Source organism: Granulicella pectinivorans, from assembly GCF_900114625.1.
GTDB classification, from domain to species: Bacteria; Acidobacteriota; Terriglobia; order Terriglobales; family Acidobacteriaceae; genus Edaphobacter; species Edaphobacter pectinivorans.
In genome coordinates, this window is sequence record NZ_FOZL01000001.1 from 1733562 (window position 1) to 1759868 (window position 26307).

Consider the following 26307-nt stretch of genomic DNA (forward strand, 5'->3'; position numbering starts at 1 on the left):
TACTCCGTGGTGGTTCCAATCTTAGTGGACGACCGTAAGCGTCCGATTCCAGCGCGCGAAGTTCAACAATCCCGGCGTAGTCCGAGGCTGGACCGGTGCAAACGTGGGGCTCGCCTCGCTCGAAGGATCGTTATCGCGGATGCGCAGCGACAGGTAAATCAGAAAGGGCCGTCCCACCACCGCAGATCGCGGCACAAAACCCCAGAACCGGCTGTCCAGCGAGTCGTTGCGATTGTCCCCCAGCACAAAGAAGCTGTCGGGTGGTACGACCAGATCGCCATGATTCACCAGCGTCCGCAGCCGAATCCACCAGTTAGCATCCACATCCGAGTCCGGCGTCTGGGCGTTGGGAAAGTTGTCCCGATACTGGTTGTGGCTTGCACCGCGATAGACCGCATAGGGCTCGTCAAGCGTCTGGCCGTTGAGGACCACACGCCCACTCCGCAGGCGAAGACGGTCGCCGGGTACGCCGATAATGCGCTTCACCAGGTGCTGCGTGTGATCGATCGGGTCGTGAAAGACGATGACATCACCCCGATGCAGGCTCGACGGCGGCAGCAACGGCGGATCGTGCGTGATCTGCTTGTCGACCAGCAGGAAATCCCCGACGAGCAGCGTAGGCTCCATGGAGGCCGACGGGATGCGAAACGGCTGGAACGAAAACGTGATAAAGAACAGCGCCACCACCGTCAGATTCAGCATCGATTGCAGCGAGGTCAGCAAATGGTGGTGAGCCGGAACCAGCGGCGGAGCAGAGGTCTCGATCTCCGCGGCTGTGGCGGGTTTTGGGGCGTCGGCCGGGGATTCGCTCATGCCCGCCCTGCCTTGGTCAGATACTTCAGGGCCAGGTGTGCGGCGGACTGCTGCGCCTGCTTCTTTGTCTGCCCCTCGGCTTCGGCCAGCGCTACGGTGCGGTCGGGCTCGTCAGGCAGCGGTGCGAGGATGCGCACCTCCACCCGAAAACGCTTCTGGTGGTCCGGCCCGGTCTGCGCGGTCAGCACATAACGCGGCTGCCCCTGGCCGGTCGCCTGCAGATACTCCTGCAGCGCCGATTTGTGGTCGCCGACCGCCCCCGAAAACGTATTTTCCGGGTCGAGCGCAGCCTTCAGCGCGGGAAGTGAAGGCTCGATGACGTATTTGCGGATAAAGCTCCGGGCGGGCTCAAGTCCCCCGTCGAGGTAGAGCGCGGCGATTACAGCTTCGACAGCATCGGCCAGAATGGCTGGTTTCTGGCGGCCACCACTCAGGTCTTCGCCCCGGCCGAGCCGCAGCAGGGGCCCCAGTCCAATCTGGGCAGCTACCCCACCCAAGTGTTTCCGGCTGACGATCGACGCTCTCATCCTCGTCAGTTCGCCCTCCCGGGAGCCCGGAAAAAGCGCCAGCAGGGTCTCGGCGACGACCATGCCAAGCACCGCGTCGCCCAGGAACTCGAGTTGCTCGTTATCGGCGGTGGGGTCTGAGAGCGACTCCGGGGCGGTCTCCGAGGAGAGGGAGCGGTGCGTCAGGGCCCGGCTCAGCAGCTCTGGAGAGGAGAAGGTGTGGCCGAGAAGGCTGGTGGGAGCCTCTATTTTTTCGGCTGCACGCTTCGTAGGACGTCGGGTCATCGTGGGTTCTACTTTACCCGTTTTGGAGGGCGAAGATGTGGGGAACAGGTCAGTTTGCCGATGGCCTCTCCACGTGATCGACGATGAAGGTCTGCACGGTGCCGGATTGCTTCGTGAGTTTGAGGCCGAGTTGTACCTTCAGTGCGTCGGAAAATGGAGGTCCGGTCGGATCGGCGTCCGTCGGTGGCGGCGCGTCGGGCGGGCGCTGCCCGAGGAATTCGAGGTCCATGTCGTAGTGACCGGTCAGGCCGGTATGGTCCTGGACAGGGTGGCTTTCGAGGCCCCCCATAAAGCTGGCGATGCCGCTCAGGGCCAGCGCCGCCTCTTCGAGCGAACCGTCGATCATCCGCACGTGGAACCGGCCCTCGTTGCGGTAGACATCGACGCCACAGAAGGTGGGTGGCTCTGCGTTCGTTATGCCTCCACCGACGCCTGCGGGGCGCTCGGTGCAGGGTTTGTCGGCTGGGTGGGGCCGGAGCTGGGGCCCGGTCTTACCCGCCTTCTCGAGGACGAGATCGTACACCGGCTGCTGGTGTTCCTCGGTGTGGAGCTTCAGTTTGAAGCGATCCTCGAGTAGCGTTCGGAGCATGAGGCGAAGCTGGTCGCGGGTAGTGGCGCCGTCGGAGCGGGCCTCGATGTCATACAACTCAGTACGGGTCCAGCCGGGCATCTGCTCGAAGAGCGGGCGTAACTGGCTGGGATCGTTGATCTTATAGGCAAAGCTGATGTAGTCGGAGAGTCGCAGATTGGCGGAGAAGAGGCCGGTCTTTGGCGCCAGATCGAGAAACGGATTGAGCAGCCCGAAGCCCTTTGTGGGAGCGTCCGGCGCGCTCTGCCGCACGGAGGCCACGTCGAACTCAGGCCGGTGGGCAGGCCCCTGGGTCACAGCGGCAAGCGGGAAAAGCAGGGCGAGCGTGGCAAGGCGCTGCATCATCGTGGCTTCCTTTAGTTCTCTGAAGGCTTTTCAATGTGATCGACGACCAGCGTGCTGACCGTGCCCGTCTGTTTGACGAGCTTCAGGCCGAGTTGACTCTTGAGCGCGTCTTCGAAGGTAGGACCTGTGCTTTCGACGGGCGCGCCGGGGCCGGCCGGGGTCTCGGGAGCAAACTCGATATCGAGGTCGAACTGACCGGTAAGGCCGGTCTGGTTCACGACCGAGCGGCTCTCCATGCCGCCCATAAACCCGGCTGCACCGCCGATGGAGATCGCCGCCTGCTCGATGCTTTCGTCGATCATCCGCACGTGGAGGCGCCCGTCGTGCTGGTAGAGAGCGGTGCCGCAGGTCGCTGCCGGCGCGCTGGTGGGGATCGCCGCGGGCGACGTCCCGACAGGCCGTTCGGTACAGGCCGAACTGACAGGGTGAGGATGCAGTTGCGGACCGGGGTGGCCGGGTTTATCGAAGACCAGCGCGTAGACCGGTTGCGGGCGCGTATCGAGATGGGTCGCGAGCTTGAAGCGTTCTTCCAGCAGGGAGCGGACCATGGCGCGCACCTGGTCTGTATCCGGCGTGCCATCGATGCGGGCTTCGATATCGTAGGTGCCGGACTGCGCCCAGGCTGGGAGGCTCGCGAACAGCGGACGGTACTGGCTGGAATCGGTGATGTGGTACGCGAAGATGATGTACACCGACAGCGGCGCGTTGGCCGAGAAGAGGCCACCCTTGGGCGCTCCGCCGGTGAAGGGACTCAGCAGCTCCATGCCCTTGTTCCGTGTGCCCGGAGGGCTGGGCCGGATGGACGCCACATCGAAGGAGGGATGTTGCGCAGCGCATGCCGCGGAGAGAAGCAGAACGGAGGCCAGGGCACGAAAAACAGGGTGCATGGGAAGATCCCTCTGCACCCTATGTAGCATTCTGCTTAAGGTTGCGTCAACTTATTGCTGATCAGGCTTGTAGGCGGCCTTCGCGGCTTTGCCGCTGGGATCCAGCGGCTCGTTGTCATCGTCCTTGTCGGGAGTCGGGTTCGCATCGCGTTTGGGTGTGGTGAAGGGCGTCTTCAGCCCTTTTTCAGCAGCCATTTTCGCGTCGGGCGTGGTGCCGGGGATGTTCAGGGCCATTTTGTACTCGTTCACAGCTTTGGGACGCTCGGCGTGAATGTCGTACAGGCGACCCAGGTAGATGTGCGACCAGGCCACGGTGCGCGGGTTGCGCGAGGTCTTGACCGCCTCCGTGAGTTCCGTGATGGCATCGTCCGGGACGTTTTCGAGCAGATTCACCTGCCCAAGCACGTAGTGGGCCTCGGCGTGATCTCCATGAGGGTCTGCAAGTACCTGATTCGCAATCTCTTCCGCCTCGTCAAGGGAACCCTTCATCAACTTCAGCTCGGCGAGTTGGATGCCCGTCAGCGGGGCCGGGGCGCGGCGGATGGTGCCGGTCGCGGAGGGAGGCAGGAAGACGATCTGTTCCTCGTGTTTGCGCTCGCGGTCCACGTCCATGCCGTAGACCATCTGGCCGATGTTCTCCTTCAGGCTGGCGGAGCCATGCTCGCTCTTGATGAGCTCTTCGTAGAAATAGCCAGTCAGCGCCCATCCCTCGCGCTGGTCGCGCAGCACACGCTCGCGGCGGACGGCCTCGGCCTTGCGCTCGTAGAGGCCCAGGTCGGCGTCGTACTTGATCTGTACGGTGCGCTCGGGGTTCGACGGGCGAACGGGCTTGGGGAAGTCGAACTCCAGCGTCCGGGCTTCGATGCCGCGAATCAGGCACTCGGTGATGTAAGCGGTGATGTCGGAGCGGTAGATGAAGTCGATCGGCGCCTCGCGCACCGGCTTCAGCAGCGGCAGGAGGCGGTCCATGGCAGCGGCGCGGGCATAGATCAGCGGCTCGACCATGTACTGCAGGTAGATGTGCCGGACGGTCTCCATGTGGATCGTGCCCGCCGTGTTGGGGCTGCCGACCGCGATGTAATCGTCGGCGTAGATGCGCGCGTTGGTGGCTGCGGGAGCCAGCATGGGCTCGACCAGGACGAGGAAGCGGCGGCCGTCATAGCTGGAAACCGGCAGGCGCAGATAGACGTTCGTCTGAAAGATCATCTTCGTGAGCGGATCGTGGATACGGTCCGTCAGCTTCTGGTAGTCGGGCAGGTGGTGGACCCACAGCGCATGCAGGTGGAGTTGCTCGTTGAAGGTGCGGAGCAGGGGCAGGATCTCGACGACCTGGGTGGAATCCGGCGGAAGCTCCGTCAGCCCGACCGAAGGCGTCAGGCTGGGTGGCGGCAGCGTATAGAGCGCCAGGGACACGTACTGGGCAAGGCCAAGCGCGTGGTCAGTCAACTCGTGCTGATGGATGAACTGGCAAATTGCGTCGCGCGACTCACGCGCCGGCCCGGAGCCGGCAAGTTCATCGTCGACCTCCTGCCGGATGACGGCGCGGACAGGACTCGAATTCTGGAGATCGTTGTCGTAGCCGCAGGCGTTCAGCGCGACCGCAAGATCGAAAAGTGGTTCGCTCGTCTCAAGCGTAATGGCCGAACCATTTGCGTCGGCCCGCGCGATCCGGGCCCGGGAGGAACTCTCCTGAATCTGCCCGGTAGCGTTGCCATTGTTGGTCGACGAACTGGACGAGCCGGTCTGTTGCGGATCCTGGGCAAAAACGGATGCGGTGAGGAGGACGCAGAGGACAAGGCGGGCGGGAGTGGATTTCAGGATGGACACAGTATGATCGACGCTCCCCAATATCTTACGGGAGCAAGCGTCGTTTAGGCGTGGATCGAAACTGCCGAGAAGGTCATCAGCAGGCGACCCTTAACCGGAATGCCGAATGCACTGCCAGGTTTGAAGACCGAAAGAAGCAACTGATCGACGACCTGGGCCTGAATCGAAGGGGCATCCGGGCCGTCCGGAGCCGAAATTACGGTGTAGTCGTAGACCCGTCCAGCGTCGTCGATCATAGCTTCGACCACGATCGTGGAGCTGGAATCGGACGCCCGCGGATCATGGCTCGCGATGACGATCGGTCGAGGCGCAACCGCGGTGTAGAGATAATGCGGCGCGGTGAGCGCACCGAGTGGTTCATCGTTCGCCAGCACGGCGTTGGGCGGAGGCACTACGCCCAGCAGGAACGTAATCGTAGCCACCAGCCCGACCGCGCACGCGACGCCGCCGGCAGCCTGCAACACGAACGGCTGCAACTTGTTATCCCAGAACAGTGAGAGCGAATCGCGCCAGTTTGCCTGACGAGCCGCCTTCTCGCGAGAGATGGCGAGCCGAAGCTTGAGTCCAAGGTCTCCAGGAGCCTTGGCGGTGCGCAGCGCGGAGAGCGTCTGCTGCATGGCTTTCCAGCCCTCGAACTCCTCCGTGCACGTCGTGCAGGAGGCTAGGTGCGCAGCGATGGCCTGCATCTCGTGGCCATTCACGGCCCCGTCGAGATAGTCCGAGAAGGAGCTCCGGATGTTGTCGCAGATCGGATTCATCGTGCGCTCGCTCCGTTTTTCGCCACAGCCTGAAGACTTCCGTCGGCGGCGAGGATCGCGCGCAGGGCGCTGCGGCCGCGGGTGAGTCTGGACTTGATGGTGCCGAGGTTCGTATCGAGGATCTCGGCGATCTCCTCGTAGGCGAAGCCTTCGATCTCGCGAAGCACAACCACGGTGCGGAAGGCTTCGGGGAGTTCGCGCAGAGCAGCTTCCACCCGCTCGCGAAGCTGGGACTGAGCGGCATGATCGAAGGGGGAGTCGCGCTGGCATGTAAGCGTGGCGGCGAGGCAGAGGCTCGAGCCGTCTTCATCCGAGGCCGTGCTGGAGTCGATGGTGACCTCCTGCTTCTTATGCCGCGACCACCAGCGCCGCTGGTTCGATGCTTCATGCAAGGCGATGCGGTAAAGCCACGTGCGCAGGCTGGAGTCTCCGTGAAAGCTGGAGATGGACCGGAACACCTTGATGAACACGTCCTGCGTAATATCGGCAGCGTCGTTCGGATTCTGCAGCGAGCGGGAGATCAGAGAGTAGATCTGCTGGTGATACTGGGCGATGAGCAGAGAGAATGCCTGCTCGTTGCCGGCTTTGAGCTCGGCGACGAGTGCGGCATCGTCTGTGCGGATTCCTATCGCGCTAGCTAGATTGCCCACTGCCATGCCCGCCTGCATATCGGGTGTCCTTTACAGTACGTCGTGCGCCGCGTGTGCTGCAACTGTTGGCTAAAAACAGAGCGAAGAAACTGCGCCGCCGGCGGCCCCGGGTGCTCGCTCACCCGTTAGAGACTTAGACACCGCAGCCTATAGATTTAGTTCCCGTTTGAACGGGAATTGTGTGGGAAACCGGGACGTGGTTGACGTTTGGCCTCGAAGGCGAGAGAATAAGTGAAGTCCTTCCTAAGAGTGGGCCTGTGGCGCAGCTGGGAGCGCGCTTCCATGGCATGGAAGAGGTCATCGGTTCGATCCCGATCAGGTCCACCAAACAACCCCTTACAAATCAAGTGTTTGCGATAGTGGGGGTAACCCCTATCCGAAGCACTTTGGTAGCATTTGGTAGCAAATTTTCAAAACCTTTCTGCGAATGGGTTTTGAAATCGCTTGCGCTCCTCCTCTCCTGCAATTTCTGGCCTTCCGAAACTCCGGCTCTGCCAACTCCGGAACCCGTCGTTTTACCGATGGGCCGGGGTGAAACCTCCTTCTTTCCTGATCGGGTGTTGTCAGGTTTAGAGCTTTTCCTGAGCTCGCGATGGATCGAATCGATCGTCGCTTGCACACCCTCTGGAATCTCCTGCATGTAAACGTCCGTGGTGGTTGCTATGTTGTGGAGCACTCGCTTCCGGTAGTTGCCCGTGTCGATAAGCCCTCCCTTGGCGTTCGGAAAGATGAACGCGTCCGGGGATGTATTCAGGACACGCAAGTTCCCATGCGCACAACTCTTTGGTTAGGTCTCTCGAAAGGGGAATGGTTCGGAGACTCCCCTTCGTCTTTCCCCAATCGCGAATCTCTCCCACGTAGGTCGTCTCTACGAGAGACATCGCGCGTGCGGACCGATCAAAGCACTTCCATCTCAGTCCAAACAACTCGCTGGGTCGAAGTGCATTCGTCATGTCGAGTTCGAGAATGATCCGGTCGCGCAGTTCAAGACAAGCCAGAGCGCTTCTGAGTTGATCCCAGGTCAGGACGGTCTTATCCGTTTCAGGAGCGATCCCTGGGAAGACTCTGTTTATCGGGCAAGGTTCGGACACGTCGTATACGAGCGGAACGCAGCTCGCTCAGCCTCTGACGCAGATCTTACGAATCCGCGAGTCGAACCGCGCTGCTGCCGCTGACGTCGCGGTGTCGAAGATCCATGTGACGCAAGCCGAGAACGACGTGATCCTCCGGGTACGACAGCTTTATTTCAACTCGCTGATCGCCCAACTGAAGTTCGAGGCCGCGCAACAACAACTGAAAGCCAGTGAGATGACATACCAGGAAGATGCTGAGAGCGTTGGGAATGGCCGGATGCTTGAGGTGACTGCTCTCGAAGGCCACGCCCCGATGCTCGATGCCAAGCAGGAGGTTCTTACGCAGAAACTCCAACTACACGATCTGATGCTCGCGCTCGACGATGCTCTCGGTCTACCCTTATCGACACAGTTGGTTCTAAGTGCCGACACGTCCGAGGCCATCCTCTCACTTCCAACGCGTGAGGAGTGTGTCCGGGCCGCTCTTGCGCAGAGCACTTGGGTTCTCGAAGCACAACAAGCCGTGACGAAGGCGAAGGCGGGACTTGCAGCCGCACGGGACGCATATGTCCCCGATGTGACAGGGCTCGCGCGTTACAGCTATCAGAGCGGTGTCCCGCTTCTCGTCCACAACTTTGGAAGTTTTGGGTTCAGCCTCACCTACGACCTCTTTGATGGTGGTCGCAGAAGCGCTGAAACTAAGGTCGCCCGCACAGCTCTCGCCGAAGCACAAGTGAACCTCGATAAGATTCAACACGAGGTGGAGGTCGCGGTGGAATCATCGTATGACCGAGTGGAACAACTGCATGGTGTGCTCGACGTTGCAAAGGAATCGCTGGACGTACGAAGCGAGAGTGCGCGATTGGCAGACCGTCGGATCGAGCAAGATGCGGCGCTGGAGTCGAACCAAGCGGAGGCGCATGCGAAGGTAACGGCTGCCAAGGCAGGCCTCTTGGAAGCGACGCTTGGCGTGTCTCTTGCGCAAGCAGACCTGATGAGGATCATGGGGAAGGCTCCGCGCTAGAACCAAGTCTTCGGAGTTTCTAATTGCTAGGCGAAAGGCTTTCCCATAACCGTTTCCCCAAGCGCGGCTTTCCCGTTTCGCGAACCTTGATTCGAAGCAACCAAGACGTGGTCAGGGCATCCGAACAAGAGTTTTGGCGTGACGACGCACCTCATGAGCGTCGAGTGGTCCCCCGTGCCCCATGTAGAACCGATCAATGCCTGCGTCGACCAGACGAAGCAATTCGCTGCGGACAGCTTCTGGATTGTCTTCGAACGGAGGCCTGATGGCGCGGTTGAGACGCATCACACCACCGATCAATAGGCCCGATGCCACTAGATCGCCAACCAAGGCTTCTTTGCTTCCAAGCTCAACCGAAATGGACCCTTTGGTGTGTCCAGGGGTGTGCCGTACGGTCCCTTGAATACCGAACTCCGCGAGGTCGAAGGAGTTACCGTTGGAGAGCAGGACGTCGGGCTCAAAGGCGGTGTAGCTCTGGTGGGGCAGAGGGGTCTTGAGGAAATACCGTCCTACCTTTCCCGTGGGACAGAACGTCATCGGTATCTCCCGCTTGTAGTAGGGGAGGTCATCCTTATGCGCAATGATGGGAGCGCGCGTCTTCTCGCGAAGTTCCGCGGCGCCCCCGGCGTGGTCGACATGGGCATGAGTAATGACGATTGCCTTGATGTCTCCGAACGTCAGACCATTCTTCGACAGAACCTTCTCCACCTTTGCCGCGGACCCTGGCAAGCCGGCGTCGATGAGAAGGCATCCCTTGTCGCCAATGAGGAGGTGCGCATTGACAATTTTGAGCGGCAGGATGGGGACACGTACGATTCGGGACATGCTTTTCTCCGGGGCAAGGAACTTCGTTTCAGGGCGAGAGTGTGTGAAATCCAGTGGTCTTCCATACTCCCCGGATGCAATCCCGCTAACCTACCCAGCCGGACTGACGAATCACCGTGCAGAAGTTCCCTCTGATGAACGCCGGATCTTTATCCGCCAGCACATCCGCCTTCACATTGCCGAACGTCGTGTCCGGCTTCTGTTTGATGCCGTCATAGAACGCTTGCAGAATGTCCTCTTTGAAGTGCGGTGTCCTCGGGAATTGCTGCACGACTGCCTCACGCGCTGCGTCTTCCAGTGATTCATACCCGATGCCCAGAACGTCCATCTCGACTCCCGCTGTGACCAGAGCGACCAAGGGATGCATGTACTGGGGAATGCCGGGAGTGGTATGAAGGGCGATCGACGTCCAGACATGATCTAAGTCCGTAACTCCGATACCACGCTCCTTGAGGAAGGAGCGGGCCGCGTTTGCGCCGTCGACCTCGAAGCGATCAGATACGCTGCTGTAAGCCGGTACTAAGCCCAGATCATGAAACATGCAGCCGGCGTAAAGCAGTTCCCGATCGAATTTCAAACCTCGGCGTATTCCGGCGAGTGCCGCAAACGCGTACACGCGGCTGGAGTGGTTGAAGAGAAGCTCGGTCTCCGTGTCACGGATCAATTCGGTAATCTCCTGCGTGAGTTTCGATGAGGGGATTGCAATCGCTTCGAGAAGCGGAACTTCGTGAGAGTGTGGGTTCGACATGACAGATCCTCCGGGAATATAGGAACGAACGAAAGGTTCTATACGACGGCTTCATCAAGCAGTCGTCTGGGCTACCAGATACGGCAGGTCTGCACAGGCATCATGGGCTGGCCTTTACTGCAGGAGAAAGCTTTTCCGAACTCCGGGGTATTCCGTAGAACACCGTTCGCGCGGAACCGGTCGGGGGTGTGTGGATTGGTCTCCACCTGGACTCGCTCGGCCTGCGGGTCGACGGACGAGCAGGTGCTCTGCGCATAGGAGAGAAAGAAGCGTTGCAATGGGGTGTACCCATCATCGGCAAGATTGACGTCCGTACCCTCACGGGCAGCGGCTGATAGGAATGCGGCGAGGGCTAGGTGGAGTCCTCCGTTATCTGCGATGTTTTCCCCCAGGGTCAGGCTTCCATTCACATGGTGGGTTCCGTCGATGGCGAAGCTGCCGTATTCCGAGACGAAGCAGGCTGCACGGTCGTTGAAGTGAGCAGCATCTTCCTTGGTCCACCAATGCTTGAGCTGGCCAAGTCCGTCATATTGCCTTCCCTCATCGTCATAGCCGTGCACGATCTCATGCCCCGCTGTGAAGCCGATGCGGGCATAGTTTTCCGCAGGTGACGCTTTGGGGTCAAAGCTGGGAGGCATGAGGGAGGCCGCCGGCAATTCGATTTCATTGCGGTCCGGCTCGTAGGCGGCGCCGTCCGACAGGGGGCCGAGGCTGGGAGCCAGACGATCGGTGGGGCCGCCAATCTTAGACATACGCCGCCGAAATTTGGCTTCTGCTGCTACAAGGTAGTTCTGCAGTGCGCGTTGATGGAGGACAGGTTGTGCGCTGTAGTCATCACTGAGAGAGGAGTAGGCGATGTTATTCGCGATGAGCGAAAGCTTGTGTAGAGCCTGCTCCCTCGTTCCCGGACTCATCCACTCTGCCCGCTGAATATCTATCTTCATCTGCGCTTCAATCTCTTCTACGAGAGGTGTCGCATCGGTCTTCAGGGTCTCTGGGGCAAAGCGCGCAAGGAAGAGCCGCACCATGTCATCCGACCTGGCGTAATAGGTCTCGATCGCGCAACTTTCGGCTTTGCTCAAACCCTCTGCGTTGCTCCCGATGAGAGCTCCGAATAGGCGATTCTCCGCTGCCAGGCGCGATGGCTGCAAGATGGGCGGGATGGACTCGATCAAGCGAAGCGTGAGGTAAGCACGCAGCGCCGAGCGATCCTTCGTGGCAAGGAGCTGTTGGACAGCCTTCAAGGAAGTCGGGGAGACGATGTTGATCTCCTTCGGCGTCGGGACGCCTGCGCTTGCGAAGAAGACGTTCCAGTCGATGCCGGGTACGAGTGCGCTCAGGTCCGCGACCGAGGTGATGTGATATTGGTTCCTAGGGTCCCTGGCAGCTGTCGCCGAAACGCTCGCCCTTGCGAAGCCGGTTTCTATCTCTTGGATCTGAGCGGCACCGGCAACAGCACGCTTTGAGGAATAGCCGCTTAGAAAAAGAACCTGCTGGACGTGAAGTCGATACGCCTTCAAGAGCACCTGGTCCGCGTCCGCAGAGCGAAGATAAGAACCACCGCTTGGCAGAGTTAGCGTCGGCGTACTCAGTGCGAGTATCTGCCTCCTTGTATCTCGTTGATCAGCCTCCGGTGTGACGCGGAAGAGCGGCATAGTGTGTACCGATGCGAGCGCCGCGAGAGTTCTGCCGAAGTCTGCTGGCGTGGTTGCGTCTTCGATCTTCGAGCGGAGCGAGGCGAGGGCACGCAGGTCCTCGCGATCGATCGATGTTCGATCCATGCACGAATCGTAGTAGGCTGCAAGCGCCTTCTCGGTGGGAGTGCCAGTGCCAGAGCGGGTCTCTTGCCCCAGAGTTCTTGCCAGCAACTCAAAGGTGGGCTGTCCCTGAAGCTCATTCAGAAAGAGGTAAGTCTGGCCGGGGTGGCGTGGGTTCTGTTCGGCGAAACGTCCGCAGGCGTAACGGTAAAAGTCGACGCATGGGTCTGCGTCGCTCCGCATTACGGAGCTGTCGAGGTGAGATGCACTCTGAGCATGAGAGACCGGCCAGAAGGGGAAGTAAAGAAGCAAGACACAGAGCTTCAACATGCCTGGCCGCATTGCGAGCGCAGCGTGAGTAAGGAGCTTTGCTCTACCAGATAGGTCTTGATATCGCCTTCGTGGAACCCTCATTCCACGAGTCTACAAAGGCCTGTAAACGGGTCTTGGCAGAAGAACGCACCTTTGGGGAATCTTTACTCGAATGAAGGCTCTCCCGGCTTCGGTCTTCAGGACGATTGCCACGTGAGATGCGCGACATGATGTGCCTCAACCGCATCTTTGAGTGCGCAGGTCTTCCAAAGCGCGAGAAGGCGATGCGCTGGATAGATGCGTCCGGTATGCAGCAGTGTCAACGGATCGTATCGCGTCCGTGTCTAAAGAGAACAGCCCTTGAGCGTCTGCCGCGCCGCCTGGATGGTGTTTGGCCCAAGCATTGGATGATCGTGATCTTTGCCGTAAGCCGCGAGTTGGGTATAGCGGAGGATGAATTGTTCAGGGGGCAGCTTCAGAAATGCCGCCAGACCAGCTGACCCATCCTGATCCGCGATTCCCTTGGCCATGACATATCCGATGTTATAGAGAATGCCGTGCCCAAAGAAGTCGACGCCGTATACCTCATCAAAGTCCATGGCATTCGGCGCATTCAGGGACAGGACGGACATCTCCAGGAGGGAAGCTGACCACCGAGCGTGTTTGATGCCATCGGTCAGGTCCGCACTCTGCCTCATCGCTGTTTCCGAGTGTGATGTCCGCAGTTGAGCGAGATCTTCGACATAAGTGGCAGAGCCTTCCTCGTATACATTCGTGAACAGTTGCTTTGTCTTGATACAAGCCTGCTGCGTCTTGCTCATGCCTTGGAGCGAAGGAAGATCTCCCATGGTTCCGCGAGATGTCGCAAATGCTCCTTGCACCGCGTGGTACAGCTCATGAGTTGTATTGACCCGCGCGGTGATGAATTCATCCTGGTACCGGACATTCAGATAGAAGTCGGTCCCTCCGAAGGCATACCCGCCACCGTCTCCGCCAGCAACAACGTAGCCCTGCAGATGAAGATCAGTACCCTGCGGGGTGAACTCTTCTGTGCGCTTTTCCATGACACGTTGGAAGGTCTCTGGACTTGCCGTGATCTGCTCAATGAACGCCAGGAGCTGCGGCACTCTTGGCTTGAGTGCATCGAAGTCGTAGGACTGTGCCACCCGATCGTCAGATATTTGGCCGTGAGCCGAGGCATAAAGAGCATCCGCGAAGTTATGCGTATTCGCGTCGAATCCAAACTCTCTTGTCTTGCGGATGATGCCCTGGTTTCCTGGCATGGTCGCGATTCTGAAGCTCTCCTCGTGCGACAGTCCAGTGTTCTGTAAGGCATGGAGCAGCGTCTTTGCTGACTCCGCATCGAGGGAGACGGACACGGTGGCAGCGTTCGCTTGGACGACGGTCAGACCGAGTGCGAAAAGAGAGATGATCTTTGTAATGAGCTGTGTCATATCTGTGCGCTGCCCTAGGGCGGTTCCTTTTACCAGCGGAGGTACTGCGTCTTGAGGTACAAGAACATCAGCGTCGCAACCCTTGAAAACTCGCTTGCGAACTCATGCACCACGGAGGGTACCGCCCGGAACTCGCGCTGTGCGCGTCATTCCAGCGCGAAATTTGGAAAAGTAGACATCGCATATCCCCTGGGAACACTCTGGATAGAGATGGAAGCCTCACGCAGCCGAATTACGCGAGGAAAGCACAGGAAGGCGCGCGGGAATGCATCGATCCGTCGCACCGTGTGAATTTGGACAAAATTAGCGTCTATTCGCAAAGATGCCCCGAACTTGGAATGGTTAAATGTTGGCGTGCCGGTGTAAGGCCGGTTCGCTGCTGCTTGCTTGGCACCGTGCATGCGCGCCAGTGCGAGTGAGAATATTTCCGGATCCAGCACTCTGAAAAAGGAGGGTACGTATGAAATTCACAATCGGCCATCTCGCGATTAACATCGAAGATGAGGGTTCCGGCGATCCTGCCCTGTTGTTTCTGCACTACTGGGGTGGAACCCATCGGACCTGGAGCGCAGTCATATCAGCTCTGAGCGACTCTTACCGCTGCGTAGCGTACGATTCGCGGGGATGGGGACGGTCCGAGGGACCGACGGCCGGGTTTGCGGTGGACGACCTGGCGAATGAGGCGCTTGGCATCATCGACAAACTCGAACTCCGCAACTACGTGCTCGTTGGCCACTCAATGGGAGGAAAAGTAGCTCAACTCCTCGCATCACGGCGACCAAGCGGCCTTCGCGGTCTGATTCTTGTCGCGCCAGCCGCTCCTGTACCGAGGCACTTTCCTGAAGAGGCGCTCCAGCAACAGCTCCATGCGTATGACAATCGCGAGACGGTTCTTCAAGCCATCAGCCTTCTCAGTGCTAAGAGCCATGCCCCGGATATTGTTGAGGGGATTGTGGAGGACAGCCTCTCTGGATCGCCTGCTGCTACCCAAGCCTGGCCCACCATCGGAATTCTCGAAGATATCTCGTCTGACGCTTCAAAGATCATCGTTCCCACGCTCGTCGTTGCCGGTGGACTTGACAATCTCGACTCCGTCGAACAGCATAAGCGTGAAGTGCTCTCGAGGATCCCCAATTCAGAGCTGGTAGTGATTGCTGACAGCGGGCACCTGATTCCAATTGATGAACCGATACAACTGGCAGCAGCAATCAGGAGCTTTGTGTCCGAGCGATTGTGATGGTTACCGACGATCGAGCTCCTTTAATGAGCCCGAGATCTCACTAGCGCATCTAAGCCTCTCTGCCGATCCAAGCTCATCTACGACTCCGGCGCATCCATGTTGAGAAAGCCTCGTCTGAGCGCGATGATCACCGCATGCGTTCGGTCACTTGCTCCTAGCTTCGTCATGACAGCCTTAACATGCCCCTTAACCGTATATTCTGAGATCCCCAGTTCTTCCCCTACCTCTCGATTGGATTTGCCATTGGCGATTCGCCTGACAACTTCGATCTCTCTTGTTGTGAGCGCTTCGCCGACCGTGTTGTGCGCTAAGAGGCTTTTGACTTCGCTCGAGAGAGGCCGTTCTCCTCGATGAACCGCACGAATGGTTTCAATCAGGTCCGTACGGCACATGTGCTTGAGTAGGACGCTCGCAACTCCGGCGCGTAGAGCCTGTTTAATTGAAATGTCGGCGACGGATGCCGTCAGCAAGACGATGTTTGCGTGAGGCTGCTCCGCGAGTATGGCTTCTATGAGCCCCAGGCCATCGAGGACAGGCATCCGAAGATCGGTCAAGGACACGTCGGGATTTAGCGTCCGAAACAAGGTAAGGGCCTCAGCACCATCTTGGGCCAAGCCGACTATCTCCATGTCTGGTTCCGCATCGATTGTTGCGGCGATTCCGGCTCTCATGAGCGGATGATCTTCTGCAACCAAGACGCGAATCTTCGACACGGGAACTCCTACGGAAAGCTCAGGAACTGTCGTAACCATCGCGCGATCGTCTAGGCGCGCTCGCCACAACCCAAAGCTATGCCGATCCCCTCGCGAAGGTCTTGACAGATTTACGCTGCATTCATAAATTTCGACATTCAGCACGTTCGGCCACACAGAGACCTACGCGTCTAGAAACCCACGTTGCAACGCAATCATGACCGCGTGAGTGCGGTCATTTGCTCCGAGTTTCTGCAGAATCGTCTTGAGATGTGCCTTCACCGTATATTCCGAAATGAAAAGGACTGCCGCTATTTCTTTGTTTGAAAGTCCTTCTGCCACACGAGCCAAAACCTCGATCTCTCGCCCCGTAATCGGATCAGTAAGCGAGCTTTCAGCCATGATTTTCGCTACTTCGGTCGGAATTCGGCGTTTGCCAGCATGGACGTCACGGATGGCCTGGATCAGCTCGTCCCGAAGCATGTGCTTCAGAAGATAACTCGCGGCGCCGGCCTTGAAGGCTCTCACCGCGTGGGCGTCTCCTGCGGCTGTCGTCAGCACGATGACACGGGCGGACGGATGATCAAGGCGGATCGCTTCGATCACCTGCAAGCCGTTCATTTTGGGAAGCCTGATGTCAATCAGCGAAATATCAGGCTGGTGGACTCGGAATAGTTCGACGGCCTGTTGCCCATCTTCTGCTGTAGCTACCACCTCCAGGTCGGATTCGGCGCTAATTTCTGCAATGATCCCCGATCGCATAAGAGGGTGATCTTCCGCGATTAGGATTCGAATGGCACGACTCATTCGCCAGTCTCCCCAATCGTCAAGATTTCGACTTGGAAGGTTAATCGCACAGGCGTAAGGTAGCCCTGCCGGGGGGCCAATGCTTGCTGAGGGGTAAATCGACGAATATCGGCCCTGATCACCCTTTGATCGTGACCCGTGCGGTTCCATCTTCCTGCCACCATCGCCGCCACCCCCCTCGAAAGCATTATTTCAGCTTTGTCTCCAGGACGGAAATGGTTGCCGCGGCTCACCCTCCCCCCTCGAATGCACTAGCTAACTTTCGCCTGATAGAGGCTTCCATACCTGTAGGGAACAAAGGAAGATGGGAGTATTCGACACAGCGAGGAGCCAGCGCGAGAGCCGGAACTTAAGGAGTCGTTTATGTCCATTCTTGAAGGGCAGTTGACTGCGGATCGATTTTTGGCTGGACGGTCAGCCGCGGGAATCCACGTTTGGCATGAGAACGACTTCAGCACGCTCTGGATAGCGACGCGGTCAATGAGCTGTCAATCGGATGGTGCTGAACGCTTTGTAACGATCGGAATCACCCTTCGCGAACCTGAGAATGCGATCGGGCGACCCTCCTCAAGAAACCAGCGAGGGGCGCCTACCGCCCTCGGTGATCTCTCATTACACGTCTCGACGTCGCTGCTCGATATGCACCGCACGTGTGCACACGCCGATCTACACGCTACAAGAGTCATAGCGGACCCGGTGGCTTTCGAAATGACGCTAGGTATTGTACAAACTCATTCCTCGCCACACATCGACAACTACACCAAGTCGTGTATGGTCAGCATGCTGTGTACTCACGTCTCTGAAAGAGCATCAACGTGTCCCACGCCATCGCGTTGCCGGGTCGTCGGCCTCGCGCACTGGCAACGGATAAAACTGGAGACAGCATTTTCGGAGCTTGGCAAACACGAGGTTTCGCTCGAACTGTTTGCATCTCACTGTGGGTTGTCCATCTGTCACTTTGCACGACTCTTCAAAGTGACTTATGGAATGCCTTTTCATCAATACGTCGTTCAGCGCAAAATCTCCCACGCCTGTTCTCTCCTGTCTGAGAGCCAAGAATCGATCTCACAGATTGCGCTTGAATGCGGCTTCTCCGATCAATCCAGCTTCACGAGGAGATTCAGCGCAACGACTGGTATCTCGCCTTCGACGTGGCGAAAACAGTTCCTGACGCAACGGCTCAACCCAGCGCATGCTTCAGGATTGCCGCAGGCGTGCTGAAGGTGAGTGAGCCGGCAATGGATGGAGTTCGGACAAATTCAATGTGGAAGCTGAGACTACATCCAAGCCTTGGCCGCGGGCATCAAGGGCCACTCTTCTCATCGACTGATGGTCTCCATGATGTAACCCTCATTGCATTAGTGCCAAGACATGGCGACCGAATCTCGGTGCCTCGCGATGAATTCTTAGTCACGGTGTATATCGGGACGGGGACGACATTAGAGGGGACCGGTACAACTCGGAGCGAGGCAGACGGGGCGTTCACACAGACACCGGGAGAGGTTAGCATCCTTGGACCGCGCTCCTTAATGGTCCTTTCGCAATTACTGGAGACTCCGATCATCCAGTACCGTGTGCCTATCGCCGCGATTCGATGTTTGGCCGCGCATTGGAAACTCGGCGAAGTTGATTCTTTGAAGAGCCCCTACCTTGACTGCGATCCTGTTCTAATTCATCTCTCACGAGTGATGTGTCGGCTGCTTGAGCGAACGCCAGTATCCCAAACAACAATAGCGGACCACTTTGTTCACTCGTTCTATTTTCATCTCCTCCAGCAATACGGCAACCGAAACGAGACTGCAACTGAGTTCTCGGGAGGATTATCTCCGCGTCATAAGCGAATTGTGGAAGAAGCATTATCATGTTCATCCCGTAGGGAAATCAAAATCAAGTCCGTAGCGGACCAGTGCGGGCTCTCAGTTGGCCATTTCGCGAGGGTATTTCGTCAAACTTTCGGAAGCCCATTTCATCAGCACATCATGAAGATACGCATACAGCGTGCCAAGGAACTTCTGTTAACGTCCGATCTATCCCTCGGCCAGATCTCACAGACGATTGGCTATGCAGACCAAGCGACTTTCACCGAAAGCTTCACTCGTGCGACACGAGTATCGCCAGGGCGATTTCGCCGTGAACACTTGGCTGCAAGATTCGCATAGGCAGTTCTAATATGCACAAGCAATGAATTCGGCCAGACGAATTCAGGCGCTGATTCGTGGAACTCAACACAGGGTGGGGCGCAGACTCATAGAAACATTGGAACGATTTCGGAAGCCTGTTGTGACGTCTCCATCCACGCTGCCGACTTGCTCGCAATTGGGCTGCCACATACTTACAACCCGTTCTCTTGCATATTTTTCTCCTGCTGGCATCTCGCATGCCATAGCCGCTGCTAACGCCCGCCGTTGCAGGAGAATCTATAGGCGCTCCTGCGGTGGTATGACTCTTGCGCGTCCGCATGACTTAGTCGGCAAAGAGTAACCTCTTTCTCTCTCGTGGAGCGCAGACGAAGACGCTCATATATGCGTTCGCGAGCAGGTAGTGCTGCCTTCCCAATGGATGTCGTTGCAGCCTCACGATCGCCACCACCTCTCTTGCGGGATCTGTAAGGCAAATAGTTCTCACCTATTCCCCAAAGACCGATCTGATCTGACAAGAGGAATCGAATCGACGTCCTCTAGGTTAGAAGCATTGAGGCAATCCTCTACAAGTAGGGGAGCAGCACTTGCCGAAGGAGGAATCATGAAGTCGTTCGCTCGGGCAGCGCTCGCTGCCGCAATCACCCTATTCAACCACGGAGGAAATCTCATGGCACAATCAACACCAGCCCCCATCAAGAACGTCGTTCTTATTCACGGAGCCTTTGCCGATGGCTCAAGTTGGTCCAAAGTGATCCCGCTTCTACAGGCCAAGGGATTGCATGTAGTCTCGGTGCAGATTCCATTGACATCATTCGACGACGACGTGGCTGCCACGAAACGTGTCATTGAAGCTCAGGACGGGCCAGTCCTTCTGGTCGGACACTCATACGGCGGCGTAGTGATTAGCGAAGCCGGCAATGAGCCGAAGGTGGCCGGCCTCGTTTACGTCGCCGCATTCGCTCCCGATAGCGGCGAGAACATCGTCGAGATCAGCAAGTCATTCCCCAAGCCGCCGGGAATGGATACGCTGGCTCCCCAGGCCGATGGCTTCCTCCTTCTCACCCCACAGGGCGTCAAGGAAAACTTCGCTCAGGATCTCACCGAATCCGAAAAGAACATTCTGGTTGCGGTACAGCCGTATACCGCCGGAGCGATCTTTGGAGCCAAGGTGACAAAGGCCGCGTGGCACGACAAGCCCACGTCATACATCGTTTCCAGCAATGATCGCATGATCTCGCCCGAGCAAGAGAAGAGCATGGCCAAGCAGATGAATGCGGCGACGACCGTATTGCCGGCGAGCCATGTTGTGATGCTGTCGCACCCCAAAGAGGTCGCTGCGGTTATCGAGAAGGCCATCACGCTATCGAAGTGAGCTCGGCACCCTGTAGAAGTTGCAGATGATTCCCTTCGACCATGCCGACATCTTCGCAAACCGGAGATGTCGGCAACCGGCTCCGTCAATATTCCGTATTCAAACGATTCAATGCAAGGATAAACAGATGAGAAAGAGCGCATCGTTTTCAGTGAAACTCGTTGTGGGTCTTGCATTCGCGGTGACTTGCATGATGACAGTTCCCACATGTCTAGCCCAGGACGTGGCTCACGCAGTGACCGGAATCGTCAAACACGTCGATCACGGATCCAGGAAGGTAGTCGTCAAAGTGAAGGACCGCAGCGAGCAGACGATCAAGTACACGGACAAGACCACCGTGGAAATTGGCAAGGTCTCTAAGAAGGGTGCCGTCGATTCATGGCTTGGCACGAAGGATGGGGCGAAGGTCACCGTGCGGTATACGGTGAAGGCCGGGAACAAGACCGCAATTGCCTTTAGAGACGCAACGGAGAAGACGGGCGACGCGCTGAAATAGCGGGAAGCCGGATCAGTGGCGTGCCAACACCAGATGCGGTCCGCCAGCGTCGTGTGAAGTCCCCCATGCAACTTGCCGTTTCGAGAACGCCAGTAAATCTGGACCTTGATCTCTTGGAGTGAGTCTATGAAGTCTGATGCGAATGTTGTTGCGGTTAAGCGCGATACGCCTTTGTTGCAATCTGCAGAAACCCAGATCGGGGCCTCGGTGGCGGTGGCCTCGGCGCTCACCGTTCTTCTTGCCGATGTATTCGCTCTCTATATCAAGAACAAGAACTTTCATTGGCACATGTCAGGGCCTCATTTCAGAGACTTTCATCTCATGCTTGATGAACATGCGGATCAGCTGTTCTCTATGACCGATGAGATCGCCGAACGTGTGCGCAAGACGGGGGGGACAACAATTCGCTCCATCGGGCAAATCTCCCGGCTGCAGACTGTCGTTGATAACGAATCTGATCATGTAGCTCCAGCCGACATGTTGGCAGAGCTTCATGAAGATGAGAAGGCGCTTACGCTCAGGATGCTTTCAACGCACGAGCTCTGTGATCTTGCTGGGGACGTCGCAACTGCGAGCCTTCTTGAGAACTGGATTGACCAGGCGCAGCGCCGATCGTGGTTTCTGTTTGAGAGTACCCGCGCCTGAAGAATCATGAGATCCAGGCGTCATGTGAAACGTGGTCCGCAATGTGGCCTATTCGTCAGCGAATAGGTCTGCTCGTGATCCATGAAAAGAGAGGGGCCGATGACTCTTGCGATTTTCAGCCACGCATTCGAAAGAATCGATCAAGCTGATGCGGGTTGTCAGCAGATAATCCGGGAAGCAGAGGCAGAACTCGGTGCCTTCCATCTCTCCGTTCGTCAGCTGTATGGCGAGGAGGTGGCGCGTCGTGCTTGTCATCTTTGGCTTGAAGAACTGACGTCGCTTGCTCCAGAAACAACAATGTGCTGGCGATCTGTCACGATAGCTGCGGCCAGCCGGCTTGCCCAGTCTTTCGGGTTCGTCCGTTCCCTCGAGGATTCTGCGGAATCTTCAAGTTAAGAGCGCCAATTGACGCGTAATAAGAATGGCCCGATCCTCTTAGCGATGCGCCAATTGCTCCTGTAACCGACGACAGCTCGTGAGCTGTCGCGGACAGAAGATCTTGACGAGGGTGTGCCTTATCAAAGTTACAATAATGTCCAGAATGAGCTAGCGAACGCTCCAGGCGCAGGTCTCGCTCTCTGCTCTCTAAATTCTGCGGAGGGTTGTCGGATGGCCGGTCCAAATTTACCGTCAACGATCGTCGGGAGGGGCAACCAAAGAGCTCGCTCGAATAACGAGGACGGCATGAGCACATCTGCAACGGCGGAACGAGTGAGCCGTGGGTGGACTTTGCTGGGTCTGGCGATGATCTGCTGGATCGCCGTACCTTCTTTTTATCCGCTGCTTGGCCAGACTCCTCTAGCGGGGATGTACCACAGATCGTGGACCGTTCGGGATGGCGTCCCGAACGGTATCAACGGTGCGGTGCAAGGAAAAGATGGCTTCCTCTGGTTCACCACTGATGATGGTCTTTATCGATTTGACGGTGTAGCCTTTGAGCGATATCAACCGCCGGCTGGCCGCTCTTTGCTTGCTGACCGCATGTACTTAATTCTTGTTGCGCATGACGGTAGCCTTTGGATCACCTACGCAAGCGGCGGCGTGACCCGCATTGAGGGCGATCAGATAACGAATTTTACTGAAATGGATGGACTTCATTCGGGCCAGCATCCAGAGATGGCGGAAGACAACGATGGGCGAATGTGGATTGTCGGAGCCGGAGGTCTACAGTACATCCAGGACAATCATGTAATTTCCTTTGTCGACGGGAACGGCTTCGGTAAGCGAGCAGAAGGAAGCTTCACCGTCGACCGGGATGGCAATTTGTGGTTACCATCTCGTTCTGGCGAGGGGCTGAGAGTCCTTGGGCGCGGTGCTAAGGATTTTATAGCCGGCTTCAAGGGGATGAGCTTCGACGGATGTGATCTGGCAGCTGGCCCGGGCATATTGTGCTGGAGTGGCATGAAATCAATCATGAGTTTCAGCATGAGCCATTCAACAATTATCAGTCACACGCTGATGAAACCTAGCTCGCATCCATACGACGCGTACGGTACCAGAGACGGAGCGATCTGGGTGGGAACTGAAAAGGATGGTATACAGCGCTTCACGGGCTTTTCGCAACTTGCGTCCCCCCGCAGCGTGCCGAAAGTTGAGATGTTTGGACGGGGGGAGGGTCTTTCAGACCGATGGGCATATATCGTGCTCGAGGACAAGGAAGGGAGCGTGTGGGTTGTCACGAATCGAGGTCTCGATCAGTTTCGCTCAGTTCCGTTTCAAGAGGTACCGATCAACTATCCGAAGATCACGCTCCCGGCAAGCCGCTCCCTTCCTCGACTTCTGATTGGTACTGATCGCCTCGCGGAAGTGATCCAGGGTACCGTGACGTATCTTTCACAGAAGTTTAATTTATCCGATGCAAAGTGCGTTTACCAAGCCGACGACGGTACCGTTTGGGTTGGAGCAACTCGCGGATTATGGCACTTTCAGAACGGTCAGCTTCACGCTGTCCCGTTGCCCGGGTCGTTGAACGGGATTTCCCGCAACGTACAAACGGTGATTGAGGATTCTTCACATGAGCTATGGGCCTCGATCGGAAGCAACGGTCTCTACCGGCTGGATAAGCATGGATGGAGCAGACGGGGAGGACTCGCCGGACTGCCCGACACCATGGCCCAAGTGGCCCTCCGTGACCTCCGAGGGGATTTGTGGTTCGGCTTCCGAAAGAACACTCTTGCCACGATCTCGTCTGGACAAGTGACGCTGTTCGGTTCTTCCCACGGCTTGAACATTGGCGACGTGCGGGTGTTGGCGGAACGAAACGGTTCTCTCTGGCTGGGAGGGGATTATGGAATAGAGGTCTTCAATCATGGGAAGTTCCGACCCTTCATGTTCAGTGATGAACAACGCATTCGAGGTGTCAGCGGTCTGGTCTTCTTATCGAATGGCGATCTCTGGATTAATTCTGGCAGCGGCGTCTTTCAGATAGCTCACGACGAAATCTCCGGCTGGGATCGTAATGCGGAATACCCGGTTAAGTGGAAGCTCTTTGATTACTTGGACGGGCTAAACGGCATACCGGGAATGTTGTCAGGGAATCCCACTGCAGCGGTCGCGGCGGACGGGATGCTCTATTTGACGACCGGGTCTCCCCTCCAGCGAATCGATGCTCTTCATATCCCAAGTAATCACGTCGCGCCGCCGGTATGGATTACGACGATTCGAACCACGGAAGGAAGCAAGTCCATGGCCTCCAATGTTCGTTTGGGGCCGGCTACGAGGGGACTAGAGATAAGTTATACGGCCACGAGCCTGTTGATTCCCGAGAGAGTTCGGTTCCGATATCAATTGGTCGGCTATGACAAAGATTGGATCGATGCTGGTACGAGGCGTCAGGCGTTATATCCCAAAGTCCCGGCTGGAACATATACCTTTCGTGTCGTTGCCTGCAATAATTCGGGACTCTGGAGTCCGTCTGGAGCTAGCGTCAACTTGACAGTGGAACCGACATGGCTCGAAACCATTTGGTTTAAGATCGCCGTAGCTGCGAGTCTCGGGGCTCTTTTGTATCTAGGATTCGTCCTTCGTATGCGAACGATGAAACGCAGCCTTACCGAACGCCTCACCGAACGCTTTTCGGAACGGGAACGGATCGCGCGCGATCTCCATGACACTCTCTTTCAGGGAGTCGAAGGGGGCCTACTGCACATCAATGCCGTTACATCACGGATACCCATGGAGCCAGCAGCAAAGGACAAGCTGAATGGGGCTTTCGATGAGGTGAATCAAGTGATGGCCTCGGCAAGGAGTTTGATCTTTGACCAAAGCACGCCAGCTCGATCTCTAGATTTTGAAGAGACCATCGTTGCATATGGACAACAAGTCGGCCTCCTATCAGTTAGCCGCTTCAGTGTTGCGAACTTGGGGAAAAAGCGAGAGCTTCAACCCGCAGTGAGCGAGGAAGTGCTCAAGATCATCAAGGAGAGCCTGTCGAACGCGTTTCGGCATGCAAATGCGAAACAAATCGAGGTGCAGATTCTCTATTCGAGCAATGCACTCGAGATTTGTATATGTGACGACGGAGTTGGTATCGATCCGATCATTATGGAGGAGGGGGGCAAGCGGGGTCACTGGGGCTTGTCCAGTATGCGCCAGCGTGCAGTTAAAATTGGCGGCCAGGTCAAGGTATCAAGACGTCCTGTCGGAGGAACTGAGGTCCGCATCAAGATTCCTGCTTCCCGCGCATTCCGTTCCCGTACGGTTGAGTTTCTTGCAAAATTGCTGGTGCGAAATAGCAATACGACAGGCACGACGGCGTGAACAGTTACGTGGCGCCGTTGGAGTGAAAAGATTTTCATAATCAATCGGAGGTCTTTTCAGTACCCGATTTCCCTGCTTAGCGAGATTGCATCGGAGTCTTTTCGGACGCAATCAAGGCTCCGCTTCTGATGTGGTATCGAGCCAAGAATTTATGTCGTAAACGAGGCCGATTTCTATGAGACTGATGTTGCCTAATTATTTCGGGCGAACATCCGTTGTTATCCCCATGTTGTCGTATGCATCGAGTTGATTCGTAGCCAGTAGCTTCGAGACCGCGCTTCGATGTTGTTAATCGAACCCTTTGCCGCGTCCGTAATTCGGAAATTTCTGAGGCGTTAGGACTCCTTCCTCTCAATCCTCGAACGCAACTGGAAAGCATGATTTCTCTGGTACATTCGCGACGAGATAGGGAGTTTGTCATTTGCGCGAGGATTAGACGCATTCCGGGGCATTGCAGAGGCCCACGTGGCTCTGACAATCTTGGCATGGTGCGTGTGAGCTCGAGGTGCATTTGACCAAAAAGCGCCTTTTTGTGTAGAGAAGACGAGCTCACCTACGCCCTAGATTAGGCCTAAGACGTGGGGCGTGGCGTTCCACTCGATGCAGACGGAAATTTTGCGATGGCTTTCTTCACGAACTTCGGTGTGCGTGGCAATGTGGGGTTGCTCGACTGGTACACAGTATCTATAGCCGTGTTTGCGGTTGTCTTGTTGGCCGCTCACGGTGCAACCTACCTTGAGTGGAAGACGGAAGGCCGGGTGCACGACCGCAGCGCCACCTATGCCAGGTATCTCTGGCTCAGTGTGATCCCTCTCTTTGTCGCAATCTCGCTGGAATCCTTCGCGGTACGTCCTGCCGTCCTGTACCGCGCCTTGGGAAATCCTGTGTGCTGGCTCGGACTCGTGGTTCTTCTCGGAGCCACCACCGCACGTATTTTCGGTCTCTTTGCTCGCCATGAGCTGTGGGCGTTCCTGGGCTCGACAATCCTGATCATTGGCCTGCTTGCCATCGGCGGCGCGGCTATCTTCCCGGTAATGCTCTATTCGACGCTAGCACCGCAATATTCTCTGGACGCCTACGCGGTCGCATCCAGTCCCACCGCTTTGCTTCTCGCATCGTTCTGGTGGCCGATTGGTTTCGCTCTGGCAACAACGTTCGACAGCTCTCTCATTAGAGCTCTCTATTTGCAAGTTCAGTAGAAGCCTTGATTGTCCCTCCTGACGCTGACCGATCAGAGCGGCCGTTTCTCGGAACTTTGGCAGGAACTTCGTCTCCGTTCAAGACCGCATCGTTCTGTAGAGT

Annotated in this window: 24 protein-coding genes and 1 tRNA gene; 11 read left to right on the plus strand and 14 right to left on the minus strand. The window is 57.1% G+C overall.

Features of this window, described 5'->3' with window-relative positions; translation table 11 throughout:
* Window positions 1–21 precede the first annotated feature (21 nt).
* From lepB to BM400_RS06995, 7 genes are read right to left on the minus strand one after another with little or no spacing between them, the layout of a single operon-like run.
* A complete protein-coding gene (lepB, locus tag BM400_RS06965; RefSeq protein ID WP_089837905.1) occupies window positions 22–813 on the minus strand; it encodes a signal peptidase I in 792 nt (263 codons plus the stop codon).
* Window positions 810–1604: a ribonuclease III gene (rnc, locus tag BM400_RS06970; RefSeq protein WP_089837906.1), complete on the minus strand. Its 795-nt coding sequence runs from the start codon at window positions 1602–1604 to the stop codon at window positions 810–812. The genes lepB and rnc overlap by 4 nt, the downstream gene beginning before the upstream one ends.
* Window positions 1605–1653: 49 nt before the next feature.
* Window positions 1654–2538: a TIGR03435 family protein gene (locus BM400_RS06975; protein WP_089837908.1), complete on the minus strand. Its 885-nt coding sequence runs from the start codon at window positions 2536–2538 to the stop codon at window positions 1654–1656.
* Between the two features lie 11 nt (window positions 2539–2549).
* A complete protein-coding gene (locus tag BM400_RS06980) occupies window positions 2550–3425 on the minus strand; it encodes a TIGR03435 family protein (RefSeq protein WP_175528902.1) in 876 nt (291 codons plus the stop codon).
* Window positions 3426–3476: 51 nt separating this feature from the next.
* The gene (locus BM400_RS06985) at window positions 3477–5252 is read right to left on the minus strand and encodes a hypothetical protein (RefSeq protein WP_089837912.1); all 1776 of its coding nucleotides are present in this window, start codon (window positions 5250–5252) and stop codon (window positions 3477–3479) included.
* A gap of 44 nt (window positions 5253–5296) precedes the next feature.
* Window positions 5297–6010: an anti-sigma factor gene (locus BM400_RS06990; protein ID WP_089837914.1), complete on the minus strand. Its 714-nt coding sequence runs from the start codon at window positions 6008–6010 to the stop codon at window positions 5297–5299.
* On the minus strand, window positions 6007–6666 hold the full coding sequence (locus BM400_RS06995; protein ID WP_425432386.1) for a sigma-70 family RNA polymerase sigma factor: 660 nt from the start codon (window positions 6664–6666) through the stop codon (window positions 6007–6009). Before BM400_RS06995 ends, BM400_RS06990 begins: the two co-directional genes overlap by 4 nt.
* Window positions 6667–6911: 245 nt before the next feature.
* Between BM400_RS06995 and BM400_RS07000 the strand changes: the two genes are divergently transcribed.
* A tRNA-Ala gene (locus BM400_RS07000) sits at window positions 6912–6987 on the plus strand.
* 16 nt (window positions 6988–7003) lie between these two features.
* Here the strand turns inward: BM400_RS07000 and BM400_RS21965 are convergent.
* Window positions 7004–7423: a hypothetical protein gene (locus tag BM400_RS21965; RefSeq protein WP_089837917.1), complete on the minus strand. Its 420-nt coding sequence runs from the start codon at window positions 7421–7423 to the stop codon at window positions 7004–7006.
* Window positions 7424–7803: 380 nt separating this feature from the next.
* Here BM400_RS21965 and BM400_RS07010 point away from each other — a divergent pair, with 380 nt between their 5' ends.
* Window positions 7804–8757, plus strand: a complete 954-nt coding sequence (locus BM400_RS07010) for a TolC family protein (protein ID WP_425432400.1) — start codon at window positions 7804–7806, stop codon at window positions 8755–8757.
* Window positions 8758–8868: 111 nt separating this feature from the next.
* Here BM400_RS07010 and BM400_RS07015 read toward each other — a convergent pair whose 3' ends face one another.
* The 4 genes from BM400_RS07015 to BM400_RS07030 all read right to left on the minus strand — a co-directional run bounded on the left by BM400_RS07015 (window position 8869) and on the right by BM400_RS07030 (window position 13853).
* Window positions 8869–9582, minus strand: a complete 714-nt coding sequence (locus BM400_RS07015; protein ID WP_089837922.1) for an MBL fold metallo-hydrolase — start codon at window positions 9580–9582, stop codon at window positions 8869–8871.
* A gap of 85 nt (window positions 9583–9667) precedes the next feature.
* The gene (locus tag BM400_RS07020) at window positions 9668–10330 is read right to left on the minus strand and encodes an HD domain-containing protein (protein WP_089837924.1); all 663 of its coding nucleotides are present in this window, start codon (window positions 10328–10330) and stop codon (window positions 9668–9670) included.
* A gap of 71 nt (window positions 10331–10401) precedes the next feature.
* Entirely contained in the window at window positions 10402–12330 is a 1929-nt protein-coding gene (locus BM400_RS07025; RefSeq protein ID WP_175528903.1) for a M13 family metallopeptidase, read from the minus strand.
* A 413-nt stretch (window positions 12331–12743) separates the two neighbouring features.
* Window positions 12744–13853, minus strand: coding sequence for a DUF5700 domain-containing putative Zn-dependent protease (locus BM400_RS07030; RefSeq protein WP_089837928.1), 1110 nt, complete (start codon window positions 13851–13853; stop codon window positions 12744–12746).
* A 460-nt stretch (window positions 13854–14313) separates the two neighbouring features.
* Here BM400_RS07030 and BM400_RS07035 point away from each other — a divergent pair, with 460 nt between their 5' ends.
* Window positions 14314–15090: an alpha/beta fold hydrolase gene (locus BM400_RS07035; protein WP_089837930.1), complete on the plus strand. Its 777-nt coding sequence runs from the start codon at window positions 14314–14316 to the stop codon at window positions 15088–15090.
* A gap of 80 nt (window positions 15091–15170) precedes the next feature.
* Here the strand turns inward: BM400_RS07035 and BM400_RS07040 are convergent, their stop codons facing one another.
* Complete coding sequence (locus BM400_RS07040; RefSeq protein ID WP_089841582.1) at window positions 15171–15806, minus strand: response regulator transcription factor; 636 nt, start codon at window positions 15804–15806, stop codon at window positions 15171–15173.
* Window positions 15807–15968: 162 nt separating this feature from the next.
* Window positions 15969–16592 carry a response regulator gene (locus BM400_RS07045; protein ID WP_089837932.1) on the minus strand — a complete coding sequence of 208 codons (624 nt, stop codon included), beginning with the start codon at window positions 16590–16592 and terminating at the stop codon, window positions 15969–15971.
* Between the two features lie 780 nt (window positions 16593–17372).
* On the opposite strand from BM400_RS07045, the gene BM400_RS22940 reads away from it, so the two are divergent.
* From BM400_RS22940 to BM400_RS07090, 8 genes are all read left to right on the plus strand, one after another.
* The gene (locus BM400_RS22940; RefSeq protein WP_425432401.1) at window positions 17373–17813 is read left to right on the plus strand and encodes a helix-turn-helix domain-containing protein; all 441 of its coding nucleotides are present in this window, start codon (window positions 17373–17375) and stop codon (window positions 17811–17813) included.
* 467 nt (window positions 17814–18280) lie between these two features.
* Window positions 18281–18751 carry a helix-turn-helix transcriptional regulator gene (locus BM400_RS22945; protein ID WP_425432402.1) on the plus strand — a complete coding sequence of 157 codons (471 nt, stop codon included), beginning with the start codon at window positions 18281–18283 and terminating at the stop codon, window positions 18749–18751.
* A gap of 583 nt (window positions 18752–19334) precedes the next feature.
* Window positions 19335–20105: an alpha/beta fold hydrolase gene (locus BM400_RS07065; RefSeq protein WP_089837938.1), complete on the plus strand. Its 771-nt coding sequence runs from the start codon at window positions 19335–19337 to the stop codon at window positions 20103–20105.
* A 127-nt stretch (window positions 20106–20232) separates the two neighbouring features.
* Window positions 20233–20601 carry a hypothetical protein gene (locus BM400_RS07070; RefSeq protein ID WP_089837939.1) on the plus strand — a complete coding sequence of 123 codons (369 nt, stop codon included), beginning with the start codon at window positions 20233–20235 and terminating at the stop codon, window positions 20599–20601.
* 126 nt (window positions 20602–20727) lie between these two features.
* Window positions 20728–21246 carry a Dps family protein gene (locus BM400_RS07075; protein ID WP_089841585.1) on the plus strand — a complete coding sequence of 173 codons (519 nt, stop codon included), beginning with the start codon at window positions 20728–20730 and terminating at the stop codon, window positions 21244–21246.
* 99 nt (window positions 21247–21345) lie between these two features.
* Complete coding sequence (locus BM400_RS21600) at window positions 21346–21642, plus strand: hypothetical protein (protein ID WP_141223834.1); 297 nt, start codon at window positions 21346–21348, stop codon at window positions 21640–21642.
* 288 nt (window positions 21643–21930) lie between these two features.
* Window positions 21931–25005, plus strand: a complete 3075-nt coding sequence (locus BM400_RS07085; RefSeq protein WP_175528905.1) for a sensor histidine kinase — start codon at window positions 21931–21933, stop codon at window positions 25003–25005.
* A 620-nt stretch (window positions 25006–25625) separates the two neighbouring features.
* Window positions 25626–26204, plus strand: a complete 579-nt coding sequence (locus tag BM400_RS07090) for a cytochrome d ubiquinol oxidase subunit II (RefSeq protein ID WP_089837944.1) — start codon at window positions 25626–25628, stop codon at window positions 26202–26204.
* The last annotated feature ends 103 nt before the right edge of the window (window positions 26205–26307 follow it).

What these genes read in the sequence shown, in the direction of transcription:
- lepB (WP_089837905.1), bottom strand. Translation starts at nt 813, where the DNA reads ATGAGCGAATCCCCGGCCGACGCCCCAAAACCCGCCACAGCCGCGGAG.
- rnc (WP_089837906.1), bottom strand. Translation starts at nt 1,604, where the DNA reads ATGACCCGACGTCCTACGAAGCGTGCAGCCGAAAAAATAGAGGCTCCC.
- BM400_RS06975 (WP_089837908.1), bottom strand. Translation starts at nt 2,538, where the DNA reads ATGATGCAGCGCCTTGCCACGCTCGCCCTGCTTTTCCCGCTTGCCGCT.
- BM400_RS06980 (WP_175528902.1), bottom strand. Translation starts at nt 3,425, where the DNA reads ATGCACCCTGTTTTTCGTGCCCTGGCCTCCGTTCTGCTTCTCTCCGCG.
- BM400_RS06990 (WP_089837914.1), bottom strand. Translation starts at nt 6,010, where the DNA reads ATGAATCCGATCTGCGACAACATCCGGAGCTCCTTCTCGGACTATCTC.
- BM400_RS06995 (WP_425432386.1), bottom strand. Translation starts at nt 6,666, where the DNA reads ATGGCAGTGGGCAATCTAGCTAGCGCGATAGGAATCCGCACAGACGAT.
- BM400_RS07015 (WP_089837922.1), bottom strand. Translation starts at nt 9,582, where the DNA reads ATGTCCCGAATCGTACGTGTCCCCATCCTGCCGCTCAAAATTGTCAAT.
- BM400_RS07020 (WP_089837924.1), bottom strand. Translation starts at nt 10,330, where the DNA reads ATGTCGAACCCACACTCTCACGAAGTTCCGCTTCTCGAAGCGATTGCA.
- BM400_RS07025 (WP_175528903.1), bottom strand. Translation starts at nt 12,330, where the DNA reads ATGCGGAGCGACGCAGACCCATGCGTCGACTTTTACCGTTACGCCTGC.
- BM400_RS07030 (WP_089837928.1), bottom strand. Translation starts at nt 13,853, where the DNA reads ATGACACAGCTCATTACAAAGATCATCTCTCTTTTCGCACTCGGTCTG.
- BM400_RS07035 (WP_089837930.1), top strand. Translation starts at nt 14,314, where the DNA reads ATGAAATTCACAATCGGCCATCTCGCGATTAACATCGAAGATGAGGGT.
- BM400_RS07045 (WP_089837932.1), bottom strand. Translation starts at nt 16,592, where the DNA reads ATGAGTCGTGCCATTCGAATCCTAATCGCGGAAGATCACCCTCTTATG.
- BM400_RS22940 (WP_425432401.1), top strand. Translation starts at nt 17,373, where the DNA reads ATGCTGTGTACTCACGTCTCTGAAAGAGCATCAACGTGTCCCACGCCA.
- BM400_RS22945 (WP_425432402.1), top strand. Translation starts at nt 18,281, where the DNA reads ATGTGTCGGCTGCTTGAGCGAACGCCAGTATCCCAAACAACAATAGCG.
- BM400_RS07065 (WP_089837938.1), top strand. Translation starts at nt 19,335, where the DNA reads ATGAAGTCGTTCGCTCGGGCAGCGCTCGCTGCCGCAATCACCCTATTC.
- BM400_RS07070 (WP_089837939.1), top strand. Translation starts at nt 20,233, where the DNA reads ATGAGAAAGAGCGCATCGTTTTCAGTGAAACTCGTTGTGGGTCTTGCA.
- BM400_RS07075 (WP_089841585.1), top strand. Translation starts at nt 20,728, where the DNA reads ATGAAGTCTGATGCGAATGTTGTTGCGGTTAAGCGCGATACGCCTTTG.
- BM400_RS21600 (WP_141223834.1), top strand. Translation starts at nt 21,346, where the DNA reads ATGACTCTTGCGATTTTCAGCCACGCATTCGAAAGAATCGATCAAGCT.
- BM400_RS07085 (WP_175528905.1), top strand. Translation starts at nt 21,931, where the DNA reads ATGAGCACATCTGCAACGGCGGAACGAGTGAGCCGTGGGTGGACTTTG.
- BM400_RS07090 (WP_089837944.1), top strand. Translation starts at nt 25,626, where the DNA reads ATGGCTTTCTTCACGAACTTCGGTGTGCGTGGCAATGTGGGGTTGCTC.